Below are 22983 nucleotides of genomic sequence, written 5' to 3'. Positions count from 1 at the left end.
CCTTACAGAATCGGGTATGCACGGCCGATGACTTGAGTAGATGAAATGGCGCCGTAATAGCGAGAGTCAAACGACAGCTCGTGAGTCCCCATGAACCAGAATTCATCCTCTGCCAAAGAGGCTGAGCCAACAAATTCCTCTGGTTCGTATCCGACTCGTTCTGCTTGGGCAAGCCCGTAATAGCGTGTCGGCTTGTCATCAATAAGCACTTGGTAGTTATCATCGACCTCGACCTTATCCCCTGGCTCGGCAACAAGGATCTTCACCATGATCGAGCCATCATCGAAAATCGGCTCCAGTCCTTTTGACCAATACGCATAGCGTTTGCCCTTGATCAACTCTTGGTCCCACTTATCAATGACGTACAGGCGTTGCCCCGGAATTGACGATATTTCCTGAAAATCGAAGCCGATCTGAAATCTGGCATTGAAATAAATCAATCCCGCAGCCATCACGCACAACATTAGGGAAGCCTTGATGCTGAACCTCTTCCAGGACTCTTTCTTTTTTATCAGAACCATCAATTATCCCCTTCAGCGCGATCATCCGGCATCGTCAGGCCACGTTCGGTTAAAGCTTTCTCAGCCCAATCATCGAGCAGCGTTTGCGGGACCAGTGCATCAGCGGGAGCCTGGATGACATTAGCTGCACGAACCACGGTATACCCTTCGCTAGCGAGATAACCCGCCAGCTGACGCGCCCCTGTCACCAAGCCTTGCATCTGTTCTTCAGAAGGATCGCTTTTCGAGGTCAAGTATCTTGCGCTGTCCATTACGAGCACACCCTTGGATGGGGACGCTGGTATCAGCTCCGGGGCAACCCCCGGAGCGACCTTGATTGCAACCATCCACAGCAGTGCCAGAGCACCTAGTGTTGAGAAGGACGTAGTAATCAGCGACCCTGTGCTCACTTGAGCGTCTTTCCGTTCAGTCATTTTTCATCCCCTGCTGATCCGTACTGTTCCTTGCGGTCGCGGATAACAAGCTCGATCGCTTCGCCAACATCCTTACCCTTCTTGCGGTAACGCTCGATAGCTGCCACATCATCAGGATGGGTGGAGTACATAAGGATCTGGTACTCCGAAACGAACAGACGGCCAATCCCCATGCCGTATGAGCCTTTGATGAACACCTCGGAATAGATGCCTGGGATCGTTTTGACGGTACTTAGCATACGCTCGTACCCATCAGGCAACTGCAGATACCCTTTTTCGATAGAGCGCGTCAGGTTCTCTGCCTTCTGCCCCAGAAGCTGGATCGAGTTAGCGTTTGCGATGATCGTCTCGCCCAGGGATGTACCATCAAAGTCAAGCAGTGACTGAGTAATCAGAGATATACTGCCCCCGTACTTACGGAAACGCCGGTAGGCCGTCTCAATCGCTTCGGCGATCCCCTCGTTGGTCAGCATCGACCATGCTTCATCGATAAACAGCAGCTTCTTTGTATCCCTGTTTTCGATGTCGAGGTAAATCGCCTGCTGGATCTGATACAGCATCTGGGCCAGGACTACCTGTTGCAGGTGCGGTCGGCCTTTCAATTCCTCCAGTTCGAGGACCGTGAACTGGTTTGTGAAAGAAACTGTATTCTCGCCGTTAAAGAAACGGCCATATGAACCGTTCGAGGTGAACGGGAATAGCTGGGTACCCATGTCCTTGACACGGTTATCTCTGTTAGCGAGAAGACGATCTGCCAGGATATCGATCGTCAGTTTTCCACCAAATTGTTTATACGCTTCTTGTAGTTCACGCTTGAGCTCAGCTACTTGTACCCCATCGATATCGTGTTCGTATGAGATCATCAGGCGGATAATGCTTACGAGCGCATCCTCTTCCTCCTTGTAATCTTTTACCAAGGGGAAAGGATTGATACATACATTGGAAGCATCACTAAACTCGATGAAGTCACCACCCAGCGTGGATGCTAGCTTCTCGTATGAACGCCCCACGTCGATAACCCATACTCGGGCGCCTTCTGACATATAGGAGTCAATTTCATTATTCGTCAGGAATGACTTACCCGAACCCGAGGCAGCACACGTCAGGGAGTTGTAGTTATCCAAGGAGTCGTATTTCGACAAGGACATGATCTGTCCATTGCGCGAAAGGAGGTTGATATATGGCGTGCCAGTCCCCTTCCACTCGCCAAATATTGGCGCTAGCACAGCAGCCTGCTTTGGGGTTCCAGTCTTGAAACGCTGCATCTCCTGCATCGCAGTTGGATCTGTGAACAGTGGGAGTGAATTGAAGAAGTTCACATGATGCGTCAGTGTATTTGGCATCACCTCGAACTGGTTTTTACGCCAGTAGCTTCGAAAGTCAGATACCGCCTCTGCTGCACGTTTTTCATTCGGACAGAAGACCACTACATTCAGATGCATCATGCAGAACTTGTAACCTTCATCAGTCACATCGTTATGCAGCGCATCGAAGTCAGCCTTCTTTTCCGCCAAAACTGGAACGTAGTTGACAATAGGGCCTTGTGATTGGTTGATCACGAAGGTCCTGTTCCTGTCAAAGTCGCTTTTCTTCTTATGGTGCTTAGGAAAGTAAATGCTCAGCACTACCATGTAGTGCTCTTTTACAGCCGAGATACCATGAAAGAGATCACCACAGTAATCAGATGCGATGCCAAAATAGGCTTTACGCGGTGCACGCTTCGCGGAGAGCGTTCGAACATGGTAGTCGCCGATCTTCAAGCCATGCTTGTGGTATTCAATCGGATTGTCATAGTCCAGCAGCTGCTCAGCGATCGACTGGGTCTCATCGTATTCGGCATGACCATGCCGCCAACTTGCTTCTGCCCCCCAATTGAGCATGGTTTGTAGAATTCGGATATAGCCCTTGGCATCAAGCGACCGTGGCTGCAGGCCGATCGTGCCCAGTGATGCCATGGTTTCGATGCGCAAGTTCTCTGCCTTTCGCATCTCATCATCTGAGGGGTAGGCCCCGGAGATTTCCATCTTCACGGAGAGCATCAACTTCAAATCAAAGACGACACCCTGGTCATGTCTCTTTTCTTTGAAGTTACGACGCAGGCGTGAAACCGTATGGTCATCAAAGAACTTGATACGCTCGTTAATGAGCTTCTTGAAAAGCTTGTTATTATTCCCCTGCCTCAACGCATAGATATCAGCCAGTTGTGACTTGATATCCGGAGAACGATATAGGTTAATTTGAACAAAGCTCCCCTCGGGGAACGGCGTGTTCTGGAAGAATGATTCCACTGACTTTTGTGTGTTCTGATCCATGGAAGAGATCGGCTCACACTGGATCACGAAACCAATTGTATTGTCGTCCATGATGAAGAGCTCACGCTCCTCGTCGTAAGCCTGCGGAGGGAAAAGGTTTGCTGCCCGGATGCTTTCGTCGATCAGTTTCCCATTACCTGCCTCACGACGCATTTTCACAAGGCTCATTGATCTTCTCCGCTATGTTCTTCCAGAAAAGTGGAAAACGAGGTATTTAGGCCTCTTGCCAAATGCCCATCGGGGGCAATAATCATCGGAACTACATCTATTCCAATCATATCGGCGCCGACAAAAGCCTGTGCCATACGACCGGTATCGCAGGAGGGAGATCTATCGATATTTGAAACTTCACCTGTTATTGAGGAAACGAGGAGTTCTGACTCTGGCGCATCACCGCACCACATCCTTTGAACATCAGGCATTGATGATTCGCCAAGAGCTGGCAACTGCACCACGCTAAATTTATATTGGTCGTTAGCCTCTGCGATGTCCTTTGCTTGCCCCATCACCCCTTGGCAAATCTCGCAGTTGGGGTCGGTGAATATAACGACATCCTGCTCACCTTCACCGAACTGGAATGTTGCCTTATTAGGAAAATCGAGGTTATCTGCGTCAATGACTTGCCGACTGTTCCGTACATCCTGAACAGTCTTCAGATGTTTGCTGTCCCAAAGATCTACCAGCGTTCCTTCGATGTAGTACCTACCATTTGCCGACATGAATCCCATCTTCCCGGTCCTTGCATCCTCAACGGCGACGAACCGCGGCGTAGGCATAGGCTCCATGTCGGCGATCTCATAGTCCTCGAGCATTTTGCTAGCCATGCCTTCCGTAGCCACTCCGTCCTCCCGGAGTGCGTTCTGAAGCTCCTCCATCGACGGAGTGCCTTTGCCATTAGCGCCAGCACCAGACGGGGCCTTATGAGCTTGCGAAGGCCCAAAGAGGCCTTCCGGCACCTCGGCATGGGTAGTGGAAGCCAGTGTCGCGAGCGCGATAGCAGTGAGGGCTAGAGGGATGTGGGGGCGGGTCATGTGTCGCTCCAAGCATGATGATTGCCACCATGCTATCGATTGGAGCGACACCACCTCGGCGCGAACGGCGCCGTTTTTTGACCGTCTTCGTACCGAGGTGGAATTGAGGTTGACTGAAGTGTTAGAGGACCCCTGCCATCTTGAGGCCTTCACCTACCCAGGCATACGGTTCGGCCATCACGTCAGGCCAGAGGTGCATGCAGGCCATCGTTACCGCCCCTCCCAAGGCGAGTCCGCCCACAGAAACCCTGGCAAGCGAGATGATGAGTCCCATGATGATTGAATTTGCCACTTGCTATCTCCTTGAGTTCTTTTGATCAGCTCATTCTATGGTGGCGTGATAAATCCAGAACCTGACTTGCCTGACGGCAAGCCAGGCTTTCTGTCATTTTGACACTGGGTCTGAGTAGTCGCCTGAATCGTCCAGGCCACGCAAAATGACTTCCGGCTTGGTTGCGTACTGCCCTTTCGAGACCGAGAGTCCATACCCTGTCAGGCTGCTCACCTGGCCATTGATCCGCCATTGGTAGTCATAGACCCGGCCGTCTTCGTCGCGGCAGTCAGCACGGTAGCGCCAGCTAGTGCTGCTCTCGCTGAGGCGGAGATCACACTTCGGGGGCTTGTTGGCGATCACCGTCACGGACTCGGTTGCCTCTACAGTTTTGCCGTGGTCGGACACCATCCGCACCAGGATCTCGTGCTCTCCCTCATCGAGGCTGGTACGAAGATAGCGCGTGGCGCCCTCGACCAACTGGCCATCCACTTCGAATTCAAAGCTCCGAACGTAATCCCTTGGATGGCCACCATCCACGCGTGGCGAGACGCTCACCTCGAGCGGGCTCCTCATGTATCGGTTTGAGAAGTACCGTCGTTGTTCGATCGTATAAGGCTCAGGCGCCCCAAATACCAAGTCATCCTCGAGCACCGTTTCGTGCCCGCGCGAGTCAGTAATCCTCGCTTTGTAGTAGTACGTCCCGGGTTCAGGCACGACGATCTTGCGCATGACATCCGAGTAGGCCGACTCGACCTCGAGGCGCGGATCAAGCTCCCACTCGTATTGCAGCCCCTCAAGCCGGTTTGAACGGGTGAGCTGGCGAATCCTCAGCAGGACCTCGGCCGGGGCCACGTTCGCGTTGGTATTTTGATACATCGCCCACTCAGGCCACATGTACTCCCATACTCTCGACTCCAGGGTGTCCTCAGTCGTGGTCTGGTTGCGGTATCCCTCGACCCAGCCGGTGTAACGAATCGGCAGAATGCCATCTTCCAGGTCGGCCGCCGTCGGCGTGTAGTTGAAGGCCGTCTTGTCCGCTATCTGCCGGCCGTCTGGGAGTGTGAAGTACCCCTCGATCTGACGGTTGAAGCCGATATAGGGCTCCATACGTGTCACGGAGAACTCGTACTCCTTGCCGGCCTCCACCTGACGAGGCCCACGGACGTAGATCTTCGGGTCCTTCTCTTCGCGGAAGGACACACCGGCATTGTCCTGTTCCCAAGCGTAGCGATCGTCTGACGGCGCCAGCGCAGGCTTGACGCGAACCCACACGTTCACTGCATCCTTCTCATCTCGCTGCAGATGGAATTCAGTGTTGCCTTCGGCCCAGGTGCGACCAAGATCGGTTGACCACTCCACTGTCAGGTCTTCGAGCGGCACCTCGACACCATCTTCATCCTGGACAACCGCGTTGAACGTCACATCATCGCCGATGAACGCTGACCTAGGCCCTTCCAGAGAAAGGGTGGGCACGTCGTAGACAATGATTCGTGCCTTGTCGGTGAGCGATGTTGCCCCGGAGTATTGGTTCGTCACCCGAGCCTCTACCTCGTAGATACCCGGCTCTTCGAAATAAGCCACCTTTCTCAATCGCTGGCGGTCGTTCATACCGCGCTGATCAACGTCCCACTCTCCGCCCTTCTCGCGGACGCGCCACTCGATCGAACCAGATGCTCGCAGCTGATCGGTGGTTGAGAAATCGATCTGAAAGATACCGCGGTAGGGTGCCGGCCCGCTCAAGGTGCGGGTCTCGATGGCAGCATCGAGAGGGTTGCCCTCCAGCACGGTCACATAGACCGGTGAGCTGGAATAGACAGTTCGCTGGTACTCCTCGACAGGTGACTTCAGGCGAGCCTCGGCCACCAGCCTGACATTGTTCTGGTCCTCAGGGTCCAGGGTGACATCGAAGGTGGCGCTGCCGTCCTCGGCGTCCTTGAACTCAGTCAGCTGCTTGAAGTCATCACGGCTTACCTCGTTCACGATACGCACTTCCCACTCGCCCATCCGTTCGGCGCTGTAAGCGCCATCAAAGCGAGGGTCACCGATCTCCACACGGACAGAGGTGGTATCCGTGTTGAGCACCTTCCGATCTTCATCCGCGATATAGAGGTAGGGCTGGACTTTCTCCCCCGGCACCACCAGCGCCTTCACCTGATGATTAGCCGTGATGCCGGGTATCTCGGTGTAGCCGGCCTGGATGGTCAGCGGCACCTCGCTGAAAAGCGGATAGGTCGCCTCAGGCGGCACTCGGGACATGACCAGCCGCTCGCGCTCGGACATCGGGACCCCGAACGCGTCCTCAACGAGCTGTTCGTCCTCAGAGGCGACTGACACGCTCAGTCCACCCGGACCGGAACGGTAGAAGGCCTTGCCCAGGGTTTTGTTGGCGTAAGGCACTGTGATCAGCTCATCCTCGGGGATGTGCGGCTCACGGTCCTCCGTCTCGAAGGCTCGACGGTTGGAGTTATCGGTGATGAAGTCGATACTCGGCATTTCCGGCTCTTGCACCAGGAAGGAGTGCGTATCACCACCGACGGCTACTTCCAGCCCCGTCCGCGAGTAGGCGACAATCTCCCAGCTGATCTCGTTTTCGCCAAGCTTCGTTGCGACACCACTGAAAGACGGTCGGGTGCCTGGCCGCTTGTCGAAGCCCGAGGGAAGCTCCGTAATTCCTAGGTAACAGGACAGCTGAGGGCTCTCGTAAGAGATGCTCTCTGCATAGCGACGAGCTGCACTTCGCTCCGAGAAGAACGTGCAACGGCTATCGCTGATGTCACGCAGGACACCATTCACAGGACGGATGTGTTGGTAGGTCGATACCAGCTCAGGGACGATAGAAGCCACCACGCTGTCTGAGGCATCCTCCACCGTCAGCGTTCGACGGCCCTCCCCGACCAGCATTTTTTCGCCAGTGGCGGAGTACAGGAACAACTCATAGGCGATGTCCTGTTCGCCCAAGGTGATCGCATTGCCGAACAGCTTGCTGATATGGTCATCGCCGCTCCCTCCGGTCACCACTTCCGTTTCGATCGGCATCTGCGTCCATTGCAACAAGCAGATAGGGTCGGCGATCGGGTCCGCCTGCTTGGCTTCAGCTGCGTCCATCGTGACTCGACAGGTATTGCCGATATTCGGCTTGGCGCGAACGTCTACCAGATCCACCAGTTGCTTGACTTCCCAGCTGTCCGCACTCAGGCCAATATCCGGCACCCAGGTGCGGATGTTGGCGACGAGGATCGGGGCATTGGGCGCCGTAGAAGTCAGCAGAAGTGTCGAGTCACCGATCACATCGTCTTCGGCAGGATAGGCGTTGACCGAGATGGTGCTGTTATTCGCAGCAAAGTCGTACTGAGAGCTCAGCGTGACCGTGTCACCCGGCTCAAGGCGCTCGCCATTGATGATCAGGGGCACCTCCGCATCGGCACGCAGCGAGGCCACCAAGTCGTACTCTCCCACCACTGGTGAACCGTCGCGTAGTTTCACCGTCTTGGACTCGATGATTCGGCGCCCACCAGGTCGGTAAAAGGGCTTCGAAATAGCAGGCAGGAAAGCATCACGGCCGTCGCCATAGGCCAGTTCAACCATCGGAGGCTCGTACGAGAAAGAGGCGCTTTCTTTAGAGGTGTTGCCTTGCGCGTCCTTGGCGACCACTTCCCAGGTGTACGTCTCATCGCTGGAGAGCGACGGGAACATCAACGGATACTGCAGCCGGTAGGCATCGTCCTGCATCGAAGCGGTCAAGTAGACATCTTCATCGGCGGGACCACCGGTAAAGCGAATGGTGACGGGCTCGGGATTCGGATCGGTTGAATCCGCCAGGGTAAAGGTCAGCTGATCCAGCGACTCGATGACCCCGCTATCGAATGGCTGCCCGTCACGCTGCAAGGTGATCTGCGGAGCATCTGCATCGATCAAGCGGGTCTCGAGTGGGAAGGTATGGTCATTGCCCAGCGAGTCAACCACATGAAGCTCTATCTCGTATGTACCAGACACCGGCACATGCAAGGTCGGCTCAAAGGTCATGTCAAACTGGTAGCCCGACTTGGAGAGGCTGCTGGTAGGAATGCTGGTCGTTTCACCATCCTCCGTGGAAGTCATAACCAGCTCGGCGGTTTCCATCTGCCAGCTGTTGGGCTCATCGATGTTGAGGCCTCGTACCTGAGCCTCATAGCGGGGTCGCTCCTCCCCGGTCTGATAGAACTGCCAGGCCTCCAGCTGCAGCTTGTCGATGTCGCCCCCGAACTTGAAGTCCAGCTTCGAGTTGGGGTTGTTCATGGTGATCGGGTTGCCGTCATTGTTGAACAACACCAGGCTGTCGATGCTTCTGGCGGCGGAATATTGGACACCGAACTCCAGTCCCCCATCGACATCGAAGGGGAGGCTCAAGACTCCACCATCGGTACAGCAGTCTGCCCAAGCCCATTGACCTTGAGTGCTACGGTTTAGCCTTAGTTCTCCCCCATCGTCCGCCACCACAACGCTGGTGCCGTCGGGAAGGTTGGTGAATCTGGCGTTATATCGCCCCCCTGTACGGTCGTTCTGGATATCGTGAACATTAATGTAAAAAAGCTCACCGTTTTGAACGGACAGTTTTATCCATGACTGCTCTTCTAGCTGAAGTAAGCCCTCCGCCGAGGCGTTGCCATAGTCATATTTCTCTGGGGTGAAGCGGGTCGGTGAGTAGGATATTGGGTTCTCATCACCGCCATTCACTCTGACGGTCCCGTCATAGGAAAGTGGCCATGGATCAGGATTTGACCACTCCTCATCCGCTGGTTTTAGTACCTCATAGGGAGCGTCCGTATCGAAATATACCTGATACTGCTTACTGCTCAGCGCAGCCCCCGACTTATCCGTTAGGGCCGCTTGGATGGTGTACATCCCTTCGTCCTGAGGTCTAGGTACATCGAGCTCGTAACCGTAATAGGAACGACCATCGACTGAAATGCGGTTGGATGAGCCGATGACGCCGGTCAGCTCCTCGAAGAAGATCTCTCCCGATGGAGCGACAAGCTTCAGCTTGAGACGCCTTTCAAGGCCTCCGGCGAGCGAGAAGCTCATAGAACCGTTCGGACTGGCGTAGCGTTCAGAGGACGTCAGTTGCTTCGTATCACCGTCCGTTCCCGTGAACCGGTATTGCAGCAGGTCTGCCAATAAAGGTGGGGATGACAAGGCCACACCACAGGTTATTACGCTCAATGCGAGCGTTTTTATCTTGTGCATGGGAGAACTCTTGTTGGCATAAAGGGAATGCGAGCCAATGTTGCCCAACAAGGAAACCAGAAGACATCTCGAGCCGTCTTGGAACCGCCTGAAAATGGAAGGAATCTGCAGATACAAAAAACCCCCGGAGTAGGGGCCGGGGGAAGGCCTGAGAAGCACCTCAGAAGCCTGTGCGGGCAGTGCCCTGCGTCCTTTGAGTAATGAGCCATGCAATAAATGGCGTAGGCCATGGAGATGCCTACGCCATCTTGTTACTACCTTCAGAGCATTCGACTTACAAGCCGTTGCTCAGCTGCATGATGACCGGAGTGGCCTTTTCAGCGGCCGGAAGGGTGGCCTGCAGGATCGCTTCCACGATGTCCGGGGCGTTGTACATGCCGACACCAGCACCCAGGCCGGTGGCGAAGGCCAGCAGGCTCTGACGGCCGATACCAGCAACCACACCGACGACGATCATCGCGAGGGTGATGATGCGGCCCAGAGTACCCTGGGTCCAGTCAGTCACGGTCTGCCAAACCTGGTCGAAAGTACCGGTACCAGTACCGGCCAGAGCTTCGCCAGCAGCGACAGCTGCCAGTGCCGCGACGAACATCATGAGAGTAGCACGAGAACGGTTCTGCTTGATGGCGCTGACGGGGTTCAGAGACTTGAGGAAGGTCATGCGATAGTCCTTTGGAGTTACGAATCAGAGACGGATGCTTCTAGCCAATGCGGCGCCTTGTTCTCAGGGCCTGCAGGACGAATCATCCAACTATCTGGCCTCCAAAGGAATTAATAGCCCTCGCCTATCTGCCCTAAAATAGCCGAGAAAAAGAATCTCATATAATTATCTCTCTAGCTGTGATTCGAGCAATCTTATCAACCCCTTTCACACTCCTGTCCGCCCTAAAATGGTCCTCTTTTATGGAAAGATTAGAGCAATGAAACACCTGCTTAGCGCACTACGATTTTCGCAACGATGAAAAGTTTTCTTCTGCCCTTTCATCCTGGCATCAGCTCTCATCGTTCGTACCCCTACCGCCATGAACACGACAAAAAAACCGCCCTAAGCAACTTAGGGCGGTCGACGGGGAGGGGTTGGCGTTTTACTGCAGCCAAGGTCGCTGGTCCTGAGACAGCGAGCTTTTCTGACCTGGGGAGCCTTGGCGGGACTGCTGCTTCGCTTGCTGTGAAGCCGGCTCGCTCACCTGGAGCGGGCGAAGCGTCGGGTTCGAGGTGGGCACCTGCTCCCCCACCGTCCAGCGGCGCGGTTCAATCTCGGTATAAACGTACCCTGGCACATTTAGATTGCCGGACGTGTCTTCCCAAGGCGCAACCCAAATCCGCATCACTTTTGCCGGCGTGCGGATCGGCACTGGGCGATTCGGCAATGCAGGGGTGACGTAGTCATTAGTGACCGGGTCGACGCCAGCCGGCTGGCCAGCGACTTCCTGCTCAACGGAGCCTCCATTCAGACGAGCCTGCTGCTCTTCCTTCATCCGGTCGACAGGGGTAACTGGGTTGGGCACTTCACCGTTGTTCGTCATTTCGTAGACTTCGGTGGCAGACGCACAGGCCGGACTTTTGCCATTCCAGTCACCAGGCATTCCGGAACAGGAAAATTCTGATTCACCGACGTTCATGCTCGAGCAGCCCGCCAGAAGTGCCAGCAACGCTCCTGCGGAAACGAACTTTGAATAGCGTGTCACGTTATGTCCCATTTCTTACCCCTGGAGTTTCAGCTGCGAGCCGCTGGTGACAATGACATCAATCTGGCGACCTGCATCGATTTCGATGACCGGATACATGCCTTCAGCCATGTCGATATAAAACTGCGCGATGCGTTCGAGTGCACTCGATGCGCCCGACGAAGCGGCGCCCTGGATCATTTTCGGATCGTAGTTCGACTGATATTGCGTGCTATCCCCGACACTCTCCGTGTTGATCACGGGCACGGAGTCAACATCAAAGGCTTCCGCTGCTCCGCTCATGAAACCAGCCATAAGCGACTTGGCAATGATGCTGCCCTGCTTGCTGACCAATCGACCGCGAATTCCCGCCTTACCATCTTCCCCTGAGGCATAGCCTCTGAGACCTGTCTCGATCACACCGCCGTCTTGCCGTACACAGCTGATAGTTTCGGAGCGGAGGTAGGCACGCTCCGAGGAGAGATCGCCGTGGCCACTGACAAGCATGAAGCATTCCCGAACATCGGCACGGAACCGGTTAGGCAAAATCGCTTCCTTGTTGATGCGAATAGTTGCGGGGAACGGATCTTGGCGTGCGCCAGATCCCGTTGGGGCATCCATGCCGGTCAAGAGAACACCACTTATGATTGAGCCTGCCGGGAGGAAGGCGCCCTCATCATCTTCTGACTTGCTAGCGTCCTCTTCCTTTTCCGGAGAGGCTTCTACCACGCTGGTGATCATACGTGGCGCCGGCGCAGACTCGGCCCCATCACTCTCACTGGAGCCTTCCACCACCCCGGCGACAGACTGCGGCTCTGAATCGGCAAAGTCCTTCATCGGGTTCGCAGACACCGTATAGTCGTCCTGGGTTGTCTCCTCCTCACCTTCAGGCTCCCATACCCCGAAATCGTCACCCCCGTGCTGGTTAGTCCCGCCGTTCGATGACGGAGCAACCGGTCTCTGGGAACGATATTCGTCAACGATCGTCTCGAGATTCTCGTTCTCCTTCTTGATCGCACCGATCTCAGCTCGGATGTCGGTCAGCGCCTTGCTGAGGGCCTCTGCTTCGGTCGTCTTCTTGACGGCCTCCGATAGGCCCTCATTCTCTTCGCGAAGCCGGTCCAGCTCTTTGAGCAGCACCTCATTGGACTTTTGCATCTGACGGACCTGGCTCGCCAAGCCGTCGATACCCGTGTCACGCGCGTTGCCTGTGTTGAAGACGTTGACATTCTTGTCTTCGGAGGCAGTGGTGCGTAGCGGGTTTTCAGCCTCGTTATCACCAAAGACGAGTGCGCCTACAATGACCAGTGACACGACACCGACGATGATTGTCAGATGTTTCTTGCGCCCTGGCAGGTCTTGCCATTTAGACTTCAAGTTCATTTGATCACCTCACCAGAGACGGACGCTGGGTTGTCGGCTTACCGCCACCCATGGAGCGCGATACGGCAACGTAGACTTCGGTCTTGTCCCCGGGATGCAGGACGTTCTTCGGCCAGGACGCCACCGCTGCCACCTGCTGGGAGCCACACGCGGTTTCGCGGACTTCGACCGGACCATTCGAGGTGTTTTTGGCAACGCCAATGGCCACATCGAAATGGTGCCCAAGCATCCGTTGGCCATGACGAAAATCGAAGGTTAGTCCTGGCTGGCGGCAAACCGGAAGAACGCCGCTTTCCGCCTGGTGAAGCGTGTAGCCTTGCGGCACCTCGTTCAGCGCGATCTGACGGAACAGATGGGTGAGTGTGTCGACATACGGCTGTGACTCTTCCCACGACTCAGCCTTCTTGCTGCCAAACTGCAGCCCACCCATTGAACCGTTTTTCAGCTCGAGCTGGAGCTCACGGGGCGGCACGTCCTTCGGCACCAAGGTCATCATGATCGCCGCATCCTGGCGCCCTGCTTCGTTCAGGGAGAGGGTCACCGGCTTTTTGGAGTCAGTCGTCACGTAGACGACATTGTCCTTGATGCAGATCTCGCCGCAGGCATCGCCGGAGCCTGTGGAGAGGCTGCTGGTCATGACCTCGGGGGTGGGGAACGGGGTGACCAGGCGATTCAGGTGGCCTCGGGAGATCGCGGCAATCTGAGTGACACCGGGCTCCACCATGATCGCAGAGTCGCTGGATACGTTGAGGCCAGCGAGGGCATTATTTGCAGAGGCCCGAGAGGCAGTAGCTGTGCGCTGCGCCCCTTCCGCTCGAGGTGTCGGCTGCTTCGGAGGCGGGACATCCTGAGTCACGGTCGAGGCCGGCACGATCGGCAGGTCAGGAACGGGGCCGCCATCGGCATTTGCATTGCTGCAGAGGGCCGCGGCAGAGAGGCCGACGCACAGAACCAGGCGATTACGATTCAATCTGAACATTGATTTAGGCTTCATTTCTGGACGATTCATGACTGCTCCCGCTCCTCGCTCGCCTTCTGGAGCTTGGCACGCTGCTCAATGAGCTCTTGAGTGATCGCCTTGCCTTCGTAATTGTCGAGAGCGGTCAAGCGGGGAAGGTAATTGGCAATCTGGAACTCGAACTCGAAGGTGCGCTGCTCTTCACGCACTGCGCCAGATGGGCCTTCGGTTTTCGAACGACCTGTCACGAAGACCTTTCCAGTCGGCTTTTCGTAGATGATGCTGCGAGGATTGAAGGTGATCACCACCTGCTCTGTCTTGATGGTCTCGGCTTGGTCCGCGAGCGTGTTGACCACTTTCTGACGGATATTTGCGCCTAGCAGCGGATCGATGCGCTCCTTGATGAAGCCGACCGTGGCGGGAGTGACATTCCCCAGAAGCTCTGAGAAGAACAGCGCCATGGATTCCTGATACTCGACGGAGGCCTTTTCCTGGGTGATCCATGCCTCTTCACTAAGGGTATAGGGCTGGATAATGACTTTGCTGTCATCGGCGGTCAGCAGGTAAGCCAGAATGAGGACTGCGACTGCCAGAATCCCCACCACACCGCCAAGAAACTTTCTCTCGCCGTTGGTTTGGGTCAATGACTTCTTGAACTGGTTGACTTTCATCTTTGTCCTCAGGGAAGGAGTGTTTTCTGGAACGGGCTGATGAAATAGCGCAGACGCTTCCTGGTTTTACTTTCCATCTTGAAGGAAAGGCCATGCCAATAGAGCCAATGCATCATGTAGCCATCGGGTCTGTTATCTCGAAATCGCTTGTAGGCATGGGTCATCAGAAAGCCTGCGGTCGTGCACCAGAAAGCCTCCTCGATGATCATGCCGAGCATCAGCCCGACGATCATCGGGGCCATTTCATCTACAGACCACAGCAACAGGTGGGGGGGATCATCGATCCTGCGGGGTATCGTTACTGGCTCCATGAGCGCCTCCATCGTTAGATGGCTTCAACGATACCCAGCATTTCACTTCGGCTAGGGGCGTTCCGCGCCCTTTTTTGACCGTCTTTCAATCAAGGTCAAATTCTCTTCTGGATGTTCTTGATCGTGATCCCGAGGAAGGCAATCATGCAGAAACCCGCCACAGGCACGACCACCGGAGGGATTGGCAAGGGCACGATGCTGATCATCAGAGAAGCGAGCAGCACTAACCCCATGCCCCTCATCCCGTAGCGATGCATCAATGGAGAGCTGTACTGGTAGCTGCTCCTGTTGATGTGCCATTGGCAGTAGCCGTCGTAAATGGCCGGGACGGCGAGGACGAGGAGGTACGGCATCCAGAGCATGATCTCGGAAATTCGGATCATCACCTGGAAGACGATCATCGCTAAGGCCTGGACGCGGGACTCGGCATATGGAAACACCTCACTCCTCCCCAGATCCTTCATCGCACCGGATGCCAGCCGTTCCTCTTCTGTCGGGATGAAGAACTGGTGCACGGCCTGATACACGCCTGTGTCCATCATGAGGCTGTTGAACATGCGCTCGGCGTCAGACGTGAGGGCAAGCTGGGTTGACTCTCCCAAGAACGCTCGACCCATCATCTGCTCTTTCCTGATCACATCTTCCATCCAATCGGTAGGAACCACCAAGATGATCATAAAAATCTCAAAAACAAGTAAAATCAGAATCAGAAATAATGGCTTCTGCATATCCCCTCCCCGCTTTGTCCAAGGTTACTTTTTGCCTATCTCCCACCAGGAGGTCATAAGCCCATTTCCTGGCACTCTCTTCGGATCTTGATGTTAGCCGTAGACGATCTACCTCCCGATAACTAAGGTGGGCGCAGAACTCGCTTATCACCCCAGAAATCAAAGCAGCCCCTCTGACCAAATTTTTGTGCTTTAGTCTGTCGGAGGGAAACACAACCTCTTCGTAATTCTTCAGGCCCGCGAGAACGATAGATTCAATGACTCCCAACAATTCCTCGTTGCTGGATTGTTCAAGCCTTCCCGCTTCCTTTATGCATTTCGCAATCAAATCCGGCAGGATCGGGATATCCGAACGCGCAGCCGCAACTAATGCTGGCCTGCTATCCTTTCGCCCAGGAAAGAACATGGCATGATGCAAGAGCCGATGCTCTTCCTCGTTGAGATTTAGCGTTTCTGCTAAGACAGGTGTACGTCGCAGCTTAACTACATCCCCCACACTAGACTCCTCTGTTCAAGTTGTTATCCTTCGCCCACCAAGATGGGTATTTTTCCTTTGTAAATGCGCCCGCCAGACACCTTGGCAATAAACTCCAAGTTTGGAAGCGATCCAAGCAACTGTTGTGGTATTGGCGCCACTTCCTCTTCAATTAGGCGCTCGCCCGTATTGCCTCCATGCATGGAAGGTTCATTGCTATCAGAAGAATTTCCCTGGGTTCGCATTACGGTCTTGATTTTGGTTGGAAGCATGTTCTCCGTCACATACTCCTGCGTCTTGGAGTCAATAACACGCAAAGCGATGGTGTTGTTCATGTTCCCCAAGAACTGCATAGCCATCTCTTCAGAGCCTAGCCTGGCGATGAAATCAGGAACAGTCTGTGTGGCGAGCATCAAACGGAACTTTGCACCACGCCCCTTATTGAGGAGCATTAGCAATTGCGAGTTAAGACATTCCGCAGCCTCATCGACATAGACGGACACGAACTCACAATTTTCGAGGTCGTCAAAGTTATAACGATCACCGGCTACAGCAGTCAGATCCGACAGCAACATTGACCCTATTGCGGAAGCTACTTTGGTGTCGGTTAGAGAATCCAAACCGACATAGAGGACTTTCCCCTGCTCAACAATCTTTCTTGTATTGGTGATCGTGCGACTGTCATCGAGGTTTTCTGAATCCGGCGACAACATCTCCCCCACTTCCCCGGAAGTAAGCATGTTCAGCAGAGGGAGCAATGAAGCGATCATCTTTGAGAAGTGAGCCTTGTCATGCTCAAACATCGTGAAGAGGCCTTCGATATCACTATTGGGCTTTATCTCACCATAATTCACCTTGTCTCGGTATAGCCTTATCCGGAACTTGGCAATCTGTGCCGGCGTCCGCTTCTCATAGTCCGGCATATACAGCTCGAACCATTCTTTTGCATCCTTAGGATCGGCATGCTCCTCGATGTATCGCTCGACCACCGTGGTGACAAGGCGCTCGGTGCCACCCTCGATATAGTGGCGGATTTTCCTCAAGGACGGCTGATCGTTAGCCGCGACAAGGCCTTGGACGATATTGTTGATCGCGTTCCATGCGAAGTCGGAGAAGACATCCTCACTCGGTAATAGTGCCGCAACCCGTGACGCCAGCTCTGTCGCACGAGTGAAGTTATGGAGCGGGTTAATGCGGCATGAAGATTCGGGGAAGGCCGGATGAAACTCCAGAAAGCGGTCGGGCTCGCCCATGAACTCGCACGCCCGCCGAGCATTTTCTTTGAGCTCATGGTCCCCTTTGGGATCAATAATCACCACAGTACCGCGCTTGTTAGCGATAACCTTAGCCAGCTTTTTGTCAGCTATCTTTTTCCGCCGAATGATATCCTGGGTTATCAGCATGTCGTAAAAGCGTGTCTTGCCACTGCCGGTCGTGCCGACAAGCAGAGCATGGCCTTCGAAGTGCTTAACCGGGACAAATTCAGTCATCGTCTTAGACTCAAGGCCGTGAATCCATGGCTCACCTGCCAACTCCTTGCGGCGATCCTTGTACTTCTTGCCTAGATCCCGCTCCAGGTCGCGCTTGATAAGCTCGTAACACCGCTGTATATGACGGTTCTCCCAGGTATATCCGCTACCCAGCCAGATGTCGTCCTGGTGTTTCTCCAATAGCTTCACGACTTCGCTAAGCTTCATAAACTCAAGCGGCGTGCCATAGAGAAGCTTGTGCTGTTGTCTAATCCGTAGCGCCTTGGGAAGACGGGCCATCGCCATCGAAAAGCTAATGCCTGTTACAACTGCAAAGGGCCCTACCGGTAGACTAGAACCCGCCATGATAGCCAGGTCTGCCGCCGAGCCGCCCAACCAACCAAGCATACTTCGCATTTCATAGTTTGGCCGAAATGGCATTTCATAACCGTGGGGATCATACCGCATACTTATTCATCCTGTTCGCTCTTCACATATACCCGGCCACCCGCAATCCGGAGCCTCTTGGCAGTGATTGTCGTATTGCGCTTAACCTGGTTCCTGAGACCTATCGGATTAACCAACTTGTTGTTTGCCGACTTAGATGCGCGCGTCACAATGCTTTCCTGTACTGAGGGCACTCTGTCTTGGTCATAGATCGGGACATCTTCAATTAACGAGCCTTTACCACGCGCGACCTGATCGGAGATTATCTGCAAGACAGCTTCTATCGCTTCTGTTCGTTTCTTGTTTTGGCTCCAGTTATCCTGGATGGACTCTGACACCCTTTGAGCAATGCTTGATGCTTTGCCAACCTCCTGCTCTGTCGGCTCATCTTTTTCAGGAAGAGGTTCGTGTGACTGTGCATCAGCGTGGTGCCGATCAATAGAAGACTGAATTTCCTTTCTTGCCTTCTCGTAGTTGACATGACTCCGGTGCGTCAGAGGCGCGAGCACCGGCATATCCTGCTCTTTCGACAAGCAAGACTCCGCCTGCTGGAAGAGTCTATTGACCAGCTTGTTGATCGCGATGGTGAACGCCAGTACCACACCGCCAGTCTCTGGGTCGCGCTGTACGGGGCCATCCTGTGGCCTTCCGCCCCTCAGATGACTCACGATCGACGCTTGATGCATTTCACGAGCGATTCGCCCGGTATCCCGTGTTTTCGGCCGCGCCGGCAAATGCCTTTCGATCCCTTCGGGGTAGTGAACCAGCAGGCGCCTGTCGGCGTTGAAATAGGCGCTGCGCCCCAAGGGCTCACCCCCGGTCAGAACGGCATTGATGATGTTGTCGGCGATCAGAGCAACATCGATGTCAGGAAGGTTCGCCCCGGCCTTCTTCAGAAGGTCGTCCTGCAGCTTCTGATAGGAGTCCAGCAACATGGCAGGGGATGCCTGGCCACCATCACTGTCCCCGGGCGGCTGGGCCGGTACTGGCGATGAGGCTAGGGAAGCAGCCACCGAGCCAGTGACTTGAGAAGCCTCGGACGGCTCGGGCCTTTCCTCGGGATTTCGGACATCGGATGCCTGGGACTGCTGCGGGGCTGGTGCAGTCGCTGCCGCATTTCCCTGCTTCCCCTTACGCTTATTCCGGCTCGGCTTTTTCTTGGCCCCTGACGACGACTGGCCGGGCTGATCGGCTTGTCCCTTGGCATCTCCGTCAGCTGATCCATCAGTCGGTGCCTTGCGAGACTCTAGGGTTGCTGACTCGCCTTGAGTGGAAGCGCCATTGAGTAGTGCATCGATATCGACCCTACCGCGAGTCTTCGGCATGTCAGGAATCGGCACCGAGTCCAGGTCTACCTTTTCCTGCTTGGTGGCAGCCTCTGTGATCGCTTTGTCTTTATCCGGATCGACCTCCGGCACATACAGATCGAGCTTTTCTACCTCTTGGCGAAGCTTCGACTTGTCACTGTTTCTCGCGCGAACATCGTCGCGCGACAGCTCCCTGCCCCGCTGGCGGGCCTCGAGGGTCGCATCGATATCAAACTGGTCAGTCGGGCTTCGAGCAGCCTTCTCCATGCGCTTGTTGCGGCGCTTCTCGAACTTCTCGTTCTGCTCACGCCTCCTGACCTCTTTGGCATCAGCTTCGGCCAGCAAGTCCTTTGGCTTGGTCTCCGTGGAGGCAAGAAGCGACGTGATGCGAGTAAACACGACTTCATCGCCGGCATTGCTGCCTACCTGATTGCGATCAATGGCGCTTGGCTTGGGTGCTGGGTCTGCAGCATTGGGCTCAGCTGCTGTATCAGGAGATTCTGGTGTCTGCTGCTCGGGGGCAGGCTCATCGGCAAGCTGAGATGTCGCTTGCGCCACGGCAGACGCTACTGAGGGGCCCTCTTGCTTGCAGAACGCAGGCTCTTCCGGCTGTAGAGCTGGCACAGCTTCTTCTACCTTTACGGCCACCTCATCCCCAGTGACCTTGGGTTCTTCTGCGACCGTCTCGTACTCAACACCGTCATCTTCCTCGGAAGGGGCCTCCGCTTGTTCATCATCCTGCATACCTTGCAGCAGATACGCTGGGATCTCTGTCTCGGGGACGCTTTCCTGTTGCTGCCGTGCCGCTGCCCACGTGCTTTTATGGCCATGAGCTGCAAGCAGGGTTTCCAGGTTGAAATCGTCCCCGTCTGCGCCATCACTGCTTGGCTCGGCAGTGACATCAGCGCTAGCCTCGTCACCCTCTTCTTGTGCCTCGTACTCGGAGACCGGGACGGCTTCATCAGACGAGGCACCCTCAGCAAAAGCGCCGACCGCTGGCTGAGCCTCAGGCTCCATGGCTCCCGACATCAGATCATCGATGCTGATGGGGCTGTCGTCCTGGGCGCTGGCGCTTGCCGTCTTCGCTGCTGCTAAACCTGCAACGGCTTGCGCAGCCGCAGAGTCCTCGGCTTCTTCGCTTGGCACACCGCCCGCGTCGGTCGAGCCATCCGGCTCCACCCGCTCAGATCCGGCGCCTTCCAACGATGCCAATGACTGTTCGGCCTCGTCCGTTTCCTGCTCGCTGTCCTGGCCATCGCCCTCAGGCTTGGCATCGGACGGGTCTTCGTCATCATCGTTGACCGCCACCACTTCCATCGTCTGCGGCAGAGCCGTGGACGGGAATACCATGTCGATGTCATGGATCAGGAGATACTTATCCGAACCGTGCTTGCTCAACGCCGACAAGCCTTTCGGCTTTGGCAGGATGACGTGGTACAGATAGTAGGCGTCGGGCACGTCCCTGGTAGGAGCGGGCCGCCCACTGGCGAGGCCTCGCTCGATCAGCAGCCGTGCCAAGGTATCGGGATTGGAGGGTACGCCGCGGATATCGTCCTTTCTCAACAGGCCCAAGATGGCCTTCACCATCGCACCCCATTTCAGGTAGACACCGGCCTTGGTGACGCAGATGTTGAACGGGGCCTTGTTCGGCTGATGTTCCTTGGTGCCGATCAGGGTTCGCAGTGCGTCCAGAACATACTTTTCGACCGGCACTCCGTAGGCGAACTCATCCGGGCTGATCCGCTGATGCTTCAGGTCGCGACTCACCGATTGGCGATCGGCCCATAGGATCACCTTACCGAACTCGGTTTCCTCGCCTTGGCCGGACACCACCTTCAGTAGCTGGTCCATCACTTCCGGGTGACTGAGCAGATAGGCCTTGGTCGTGCCCTGGATGATGTGCGCCATGAACAGGACGGAGAAACTCTCGTGGCGCTTGTGTTCGCGATTGGCATTCCAGTGCAGGAAGTAGCGTTTCACGCGGTTGGTCAAGATCCACTGCGCCAGCGGCTGGTGGGGGTTCCACTCCAGCACACCTTCGCGATCCGTCACGGCTACATCGGATATGGTCTTGCCAACGTCGTGCGCCAGCCCGCCCGTCAGGGCAGCGACTTCCCAGCGCTTACCTTCGCCCCGGCGCTCTTGAGGGGTCTTCGCCTTGGTGAAGATCTTGTTCTCGGCACTTCGACAGGCCCAGAACCCCGCTTCCAGGCCATGGCGAAACAGCCCCCCGGCGCCGCGGTGGTGATGCGCTTCTGATGCCGGCAAGAGGTGCACGATCTCGGCATAGCGCTCGAGCATCGGGTAAACGACGCCCTCCCACTCTTTAATCGGCAGTCCCAACTGCTCTCTGATTTGTGAAATCAGGTCCGACTGGGTCTCCATCACCTGCCTAACCGACGCAGCAGGAATGCCGTGCTGGAAGGGAGGATATGACGGCACTGGGCCGTCATCATAGTCATCGAGAACCTGCCCTGCCCCCTGCTTGGATTCAGCATCGGGGGCGCTGGCATTGGGCTTTCTCCGCGCTTTTTTAACTAGGGCCTGTAACCGGTTCAGCACAACGCTAGGCATCCTGTGTCTGAGTAGAACTGGAGTCTTTCTCTCAGTTTGCCTATCGCGCCTTGGCTCCCGCTGACGATTCGGCGCCTTTTTTTGGCAGTTTTCTGCATGGCCTACTTGGTTGTCGGTTACCCGACGCTACCGACCACGCAAAAACAGCCTTTTTTACCCTGAATTCGACATGGCCCGCTTTTCAGAATCGCTACCCTCGGCTCGAGATGATTCTGCCGAGGAAGAGATTGTGAAGAGACTTGCACTTGTTATTGCGCTCGCGTCCGTTTCCGGGGTGCAGGGCTGCGCCTCCCTCACGGCTGAGCAACATGAGCCTGCCGATACGCCGACCGCCCAAGAGCAATCCATGGCGATGCAGGGCAAAGAGCTCCACCTAGAGCACCAGGTTCAGCGGCCTGTCGCAGTGCGTTGGGGGAACTGGGGGCGAGGTGGCGCTGCCATGCTCCAGCCGGCTTATGTGCATGTGCTTCTGGGCGAAGACGATCCGCAGGGGGCACATGACGTGACCTATCCGCGGGCGGTGGAGCTTCGCGAAGACATGTACCGCCGTCAGGCCAAGATGGCAGGTCTCCAGGCAGAGATGGAGGAGGCCCGCAGGATCCGTAGCCAGCTCGAGGCCGAGGCTGTCAAAGAGATGATGGGGCAACTGAAAGTGGATGAAGGCGTAGTGGGTTTGGAGCCCAGCGTGTACGCCACCCAACAGCCAGCTGCCGAGGTCATCGCCAGGCTTGGCGAACAGAACGGAAGCAAGGTTCGGGCAGCCGTAGAGGAGGCCCTAGACGAGTCAGACAAGATCGTGATTGAGCATTTCGGTCAGTCAGAAGAGGACATGCTGCGAGAACATGGCTCTATATCTGAGCTTCTGATGCACGATCGATGGCGCATGGCATGCGCAGGCTATGACGACCTGCTGGACGAAGGCGACTACGCCATGCTGATGCAGGCTGGCGGGCCGGAAGCCCTCCCGGATGACGCCACCCCGAACAACTGCCCCGGCCTGTTCCCGACTGAGCCCATGATCGAAGACCTGACCAATGAGCTATGCCCAAGCTCCGGCAACTTCAGCGCCAAGCGGATCTTCTACAGCGAATTGTTCGCGATGCGCGGGATCGAGTCCCAGTTCTACAACCCCGAGACTGACATGCTTGAGCAGTGTCTGGCCAAGTGACGATAACCTTGGTACTGAGGTCCACGCGCTAGGCCGCAGGACAGGATGAGT

General features: G+C 55.6%; 17 protein-coding genes. 1 reads left to right on the top strand and 16 read right to left on the bottom strand.

The window, feature by feature from the left end:
• Positions 1 to 2 precede the first annotated feature (2 nt).
• From Q2K57_RS17825 to mobH, 16 genes are all read right to left on the bottom strand, one after another.
• The gene (locus Q2K57_RS17825) at positions 3 to 521 is read right to left on the bottom strand and encodes a S26 family signal peptidase (RefSeq protein WP_304526742.1); all 519 of its coding nucleotides are present in this window, start codon (positions 519 to 521) and stop codon (positions 3 to 5) included.
• Positions 521 to 934: a hypothetical protein gene (locus tag Q2K57_RS17820; RefSeq protein WP_304526741.1), complete on the bottom strand. Its 414-nt coding sequence runs from the start codon at positions 932 to 934 to the stop codon at positions 521 to 523. Before Q2K57_RS17820 ends, Q2K57_RS17825 begins: the two co-directional genes overlap by 1 nt.
• Positions 931 to 3414, bottom strand: coding sequence for a type IV secretion system protein TraC (gene traC / locus Q2K57_RS17815; protein ID WP_304526740.1), 2484 nt, complete (start codon positions 3412 to 3414; stop codon positions 931 to 933). Before traC ends, Q2K57_RS17820 begins: the two co-directional genes overlap by 4 nt.
• Positions 3411 to 4277 carry a thioredoxin fold domain-containing protein gene (locus Q2K57_RS17810; protein WP_304526739.1) on the bottom strand — a complete coding sequence of 289 codons (867 nt, stop codon included), beginning with the start codon at positions 4275 to 4277 and terminating at the stop codon, positions 3411 to 3413. Before Q2K57_RS17810 ends, traC begins: the two co-directional genes overlap by 4 nt.
• Before the next feature lie 121 nt (positions 4278 to 4398).
• On the bottom strand, positions 4399 to 4569 hold the full coding sequence (locus tag Q2K57_RS17805; RefSeq protein WP_304526738.1) for a hypothetical protein: 171 nt from the start codon (positions 4567 to 4569) through the stop codon (positions 4399 to 4401).
• Between the two features lie 93 nt (positions 4570 to 4662).
• Positions 4663 to 9774, bottom strand: a complete 5112-nt coding sequence (locus tag Q2K57_RS17800; RefSeq protein ID WP_304526737.1) for an Ig-like domain-containing protein — start codon at positions 9772 to 9774, stop codon at positions 4663 to 4665.
• A 274-nt stretch (positions 9775 to 10048) separates the two neighbouring features.
• Positions 10049 to 10435: a TraA family conjugative transfer protein gene (gene traA, locus Q2K57_RS17795; protein ID WP_304526736.1), complete on the bottom strand. Its 387-nt coding sequence runs from the start codon at positions 10433 to 10435 to the stop codon at positions 10049 to 10051.
• Between the two features lie 424 nt (positions 10436 to 10859).
• Positions 10860 to 11462, bottom strand: coding sequence for a type IV conjugative transfer system lipoprotein TraV (gene traV, locus Q2K57_RS17790; protein ID WP_304526735.1), 603 nt, complete (start codon positions 11460 to 11462; stop codon positions 10860 to 10862).
• A gap of 15 nt (positions 11463 to 11477) precedes the next feature.
• The gene (locus Q2K57_RS17785; protein ID WP_304526734.1) at positions 11478 to 12824 is read right to left on the bottom strand and encodes a TrbI/VirB10 family protein; all 1347 of its coding nucleotides are present in this window, start codon (positions 12822 to 12824) and stop codon (positions 11478 to 11480) included.
• A 4-nt stretch (positions 12825 to 12828) separates the two neighbouring features.
• The gene (locus Q2K57_RS17780) at positions 12829 to 13833 is read right to left on the bottom strand and encodes a type-F conjugative transfer system secretin TraK (RefSeq protein WP_304526733.1); all 1005 of its coding nucleotides are present in this window, start codon (positions 13831 to 13833) and stop codon (positions 12829 to 12831) included.
• The gene (locus tag Q2K57_RS17775) at positions 13830 to 14453 is read right to left on the bottom strand and encodes a TraE/TraK family type IV conjugative transfer system protein (protein WP_304526732.1); all 624 of its coding nucleotides are present in this window, start codon (positions 14451 to 14453) and stop codon (positions 13830 to 13832) included. Before Q2K57_RS17775 ends, Q2K57_RS17780 begins: the two co-directional genes overlap by 4 nt.
• Positions 14454 to 14461: 8 nt before the next feature.
• Positions 14462 to 14764 (bottom strand): type IV conjugative transfer system protein TraL, encoded by a 303-nt coding sequence (gene traL, locus Q2K57_RS17770; protein ID WP_304526731.1) that lies wholly within the window; start codon positions 14762 to 14764, stop codon positions 14462 to 14464.
• Positions 14765 to 14859: 95 nt separating this feature from the next.
• Positions 14860 to 15492 carry a DUF4400 domain-containing protein gene (locus tag Q2K57_RS17765; RefSeq protein ID WP_304526730.1) on the bottom strand — a complete coding sequence of 211 codons (633 nt, stop codon included), beginning with the start codon at positions 15490 to 15492 and terminating at the stop codon, positions 14860 to 14862.
• A complete protein-coding gene (locus tag Q2K57_RS17760; RefSeq protein ID WP_304526729.1) occupies positions 15449 to 15988 on the bottom strand; it encodes a hypothetical protein in 540 nt (179 codons plus the stop codon). The genes Q2K57_RS17765 and Q2K57_RS17760 overlap by 44 nt, the downstream gene beginning before the upstream one ends.
• Positions 15989 to 16011: 23 nt before the next feature.
• Positions 16012 to 17904: a conjugative transfer system coupling protein TraD gene (gene traD / locus Q2K57_RS17755; RefSeq protein ID WP_304526728.1), complete on the bottom strand. Its 1893-nt coding sequence runs from the start codon at positions 17902 to 17904 to the stop codon at positions 16012 to 16014.
• Positions 17905 to 17906: 2 nt separating this feature from the next.
• Positions 17907 to 21752, bottom strand: coding sequence for a MobH family relaxase (gene mobH, locus Q2K57_RS17750; protein WP_304526727.1), 3846 nt, complete (start codon positions 21750 to 21752; stop codon positions 17907 to 17909).
• Positions 21753 to 21933: 181 nt separating this feature from the next.
• Here mobH and Q2K57_RS17745 point away from each other — a divergent pair, with 181 nt between their 5' ends.
• Positions 21934 to 22932 (top strand): hypothetical protein, encoded by a 999-nt coding sequence (locus tag Q2K57_RS17745; protein ID WP_304526947.1) that lies wholly within the window; start codon positions 21934 to 21936, stop codon positions 22930 to 22932.
• The last annotated feature ends 51 nt before the right edge of the window (positions 22933 to 22983 follow it).

It is taken from the genome of Halomonas sp. I5-271120, assembly GCF_030553075.1.
Taxonomy (GTDB): Bacteria; Pseudomonadota; Gammaproteobacteria; order Pseudomonadales; family Halomonadaceae; genus Onishia; species Onishia taeanensis_A.
Note: the sequence above shows the minus strand (reverse complement) of the source record. Positions and strands in the feature narration are given on the sequence as shown.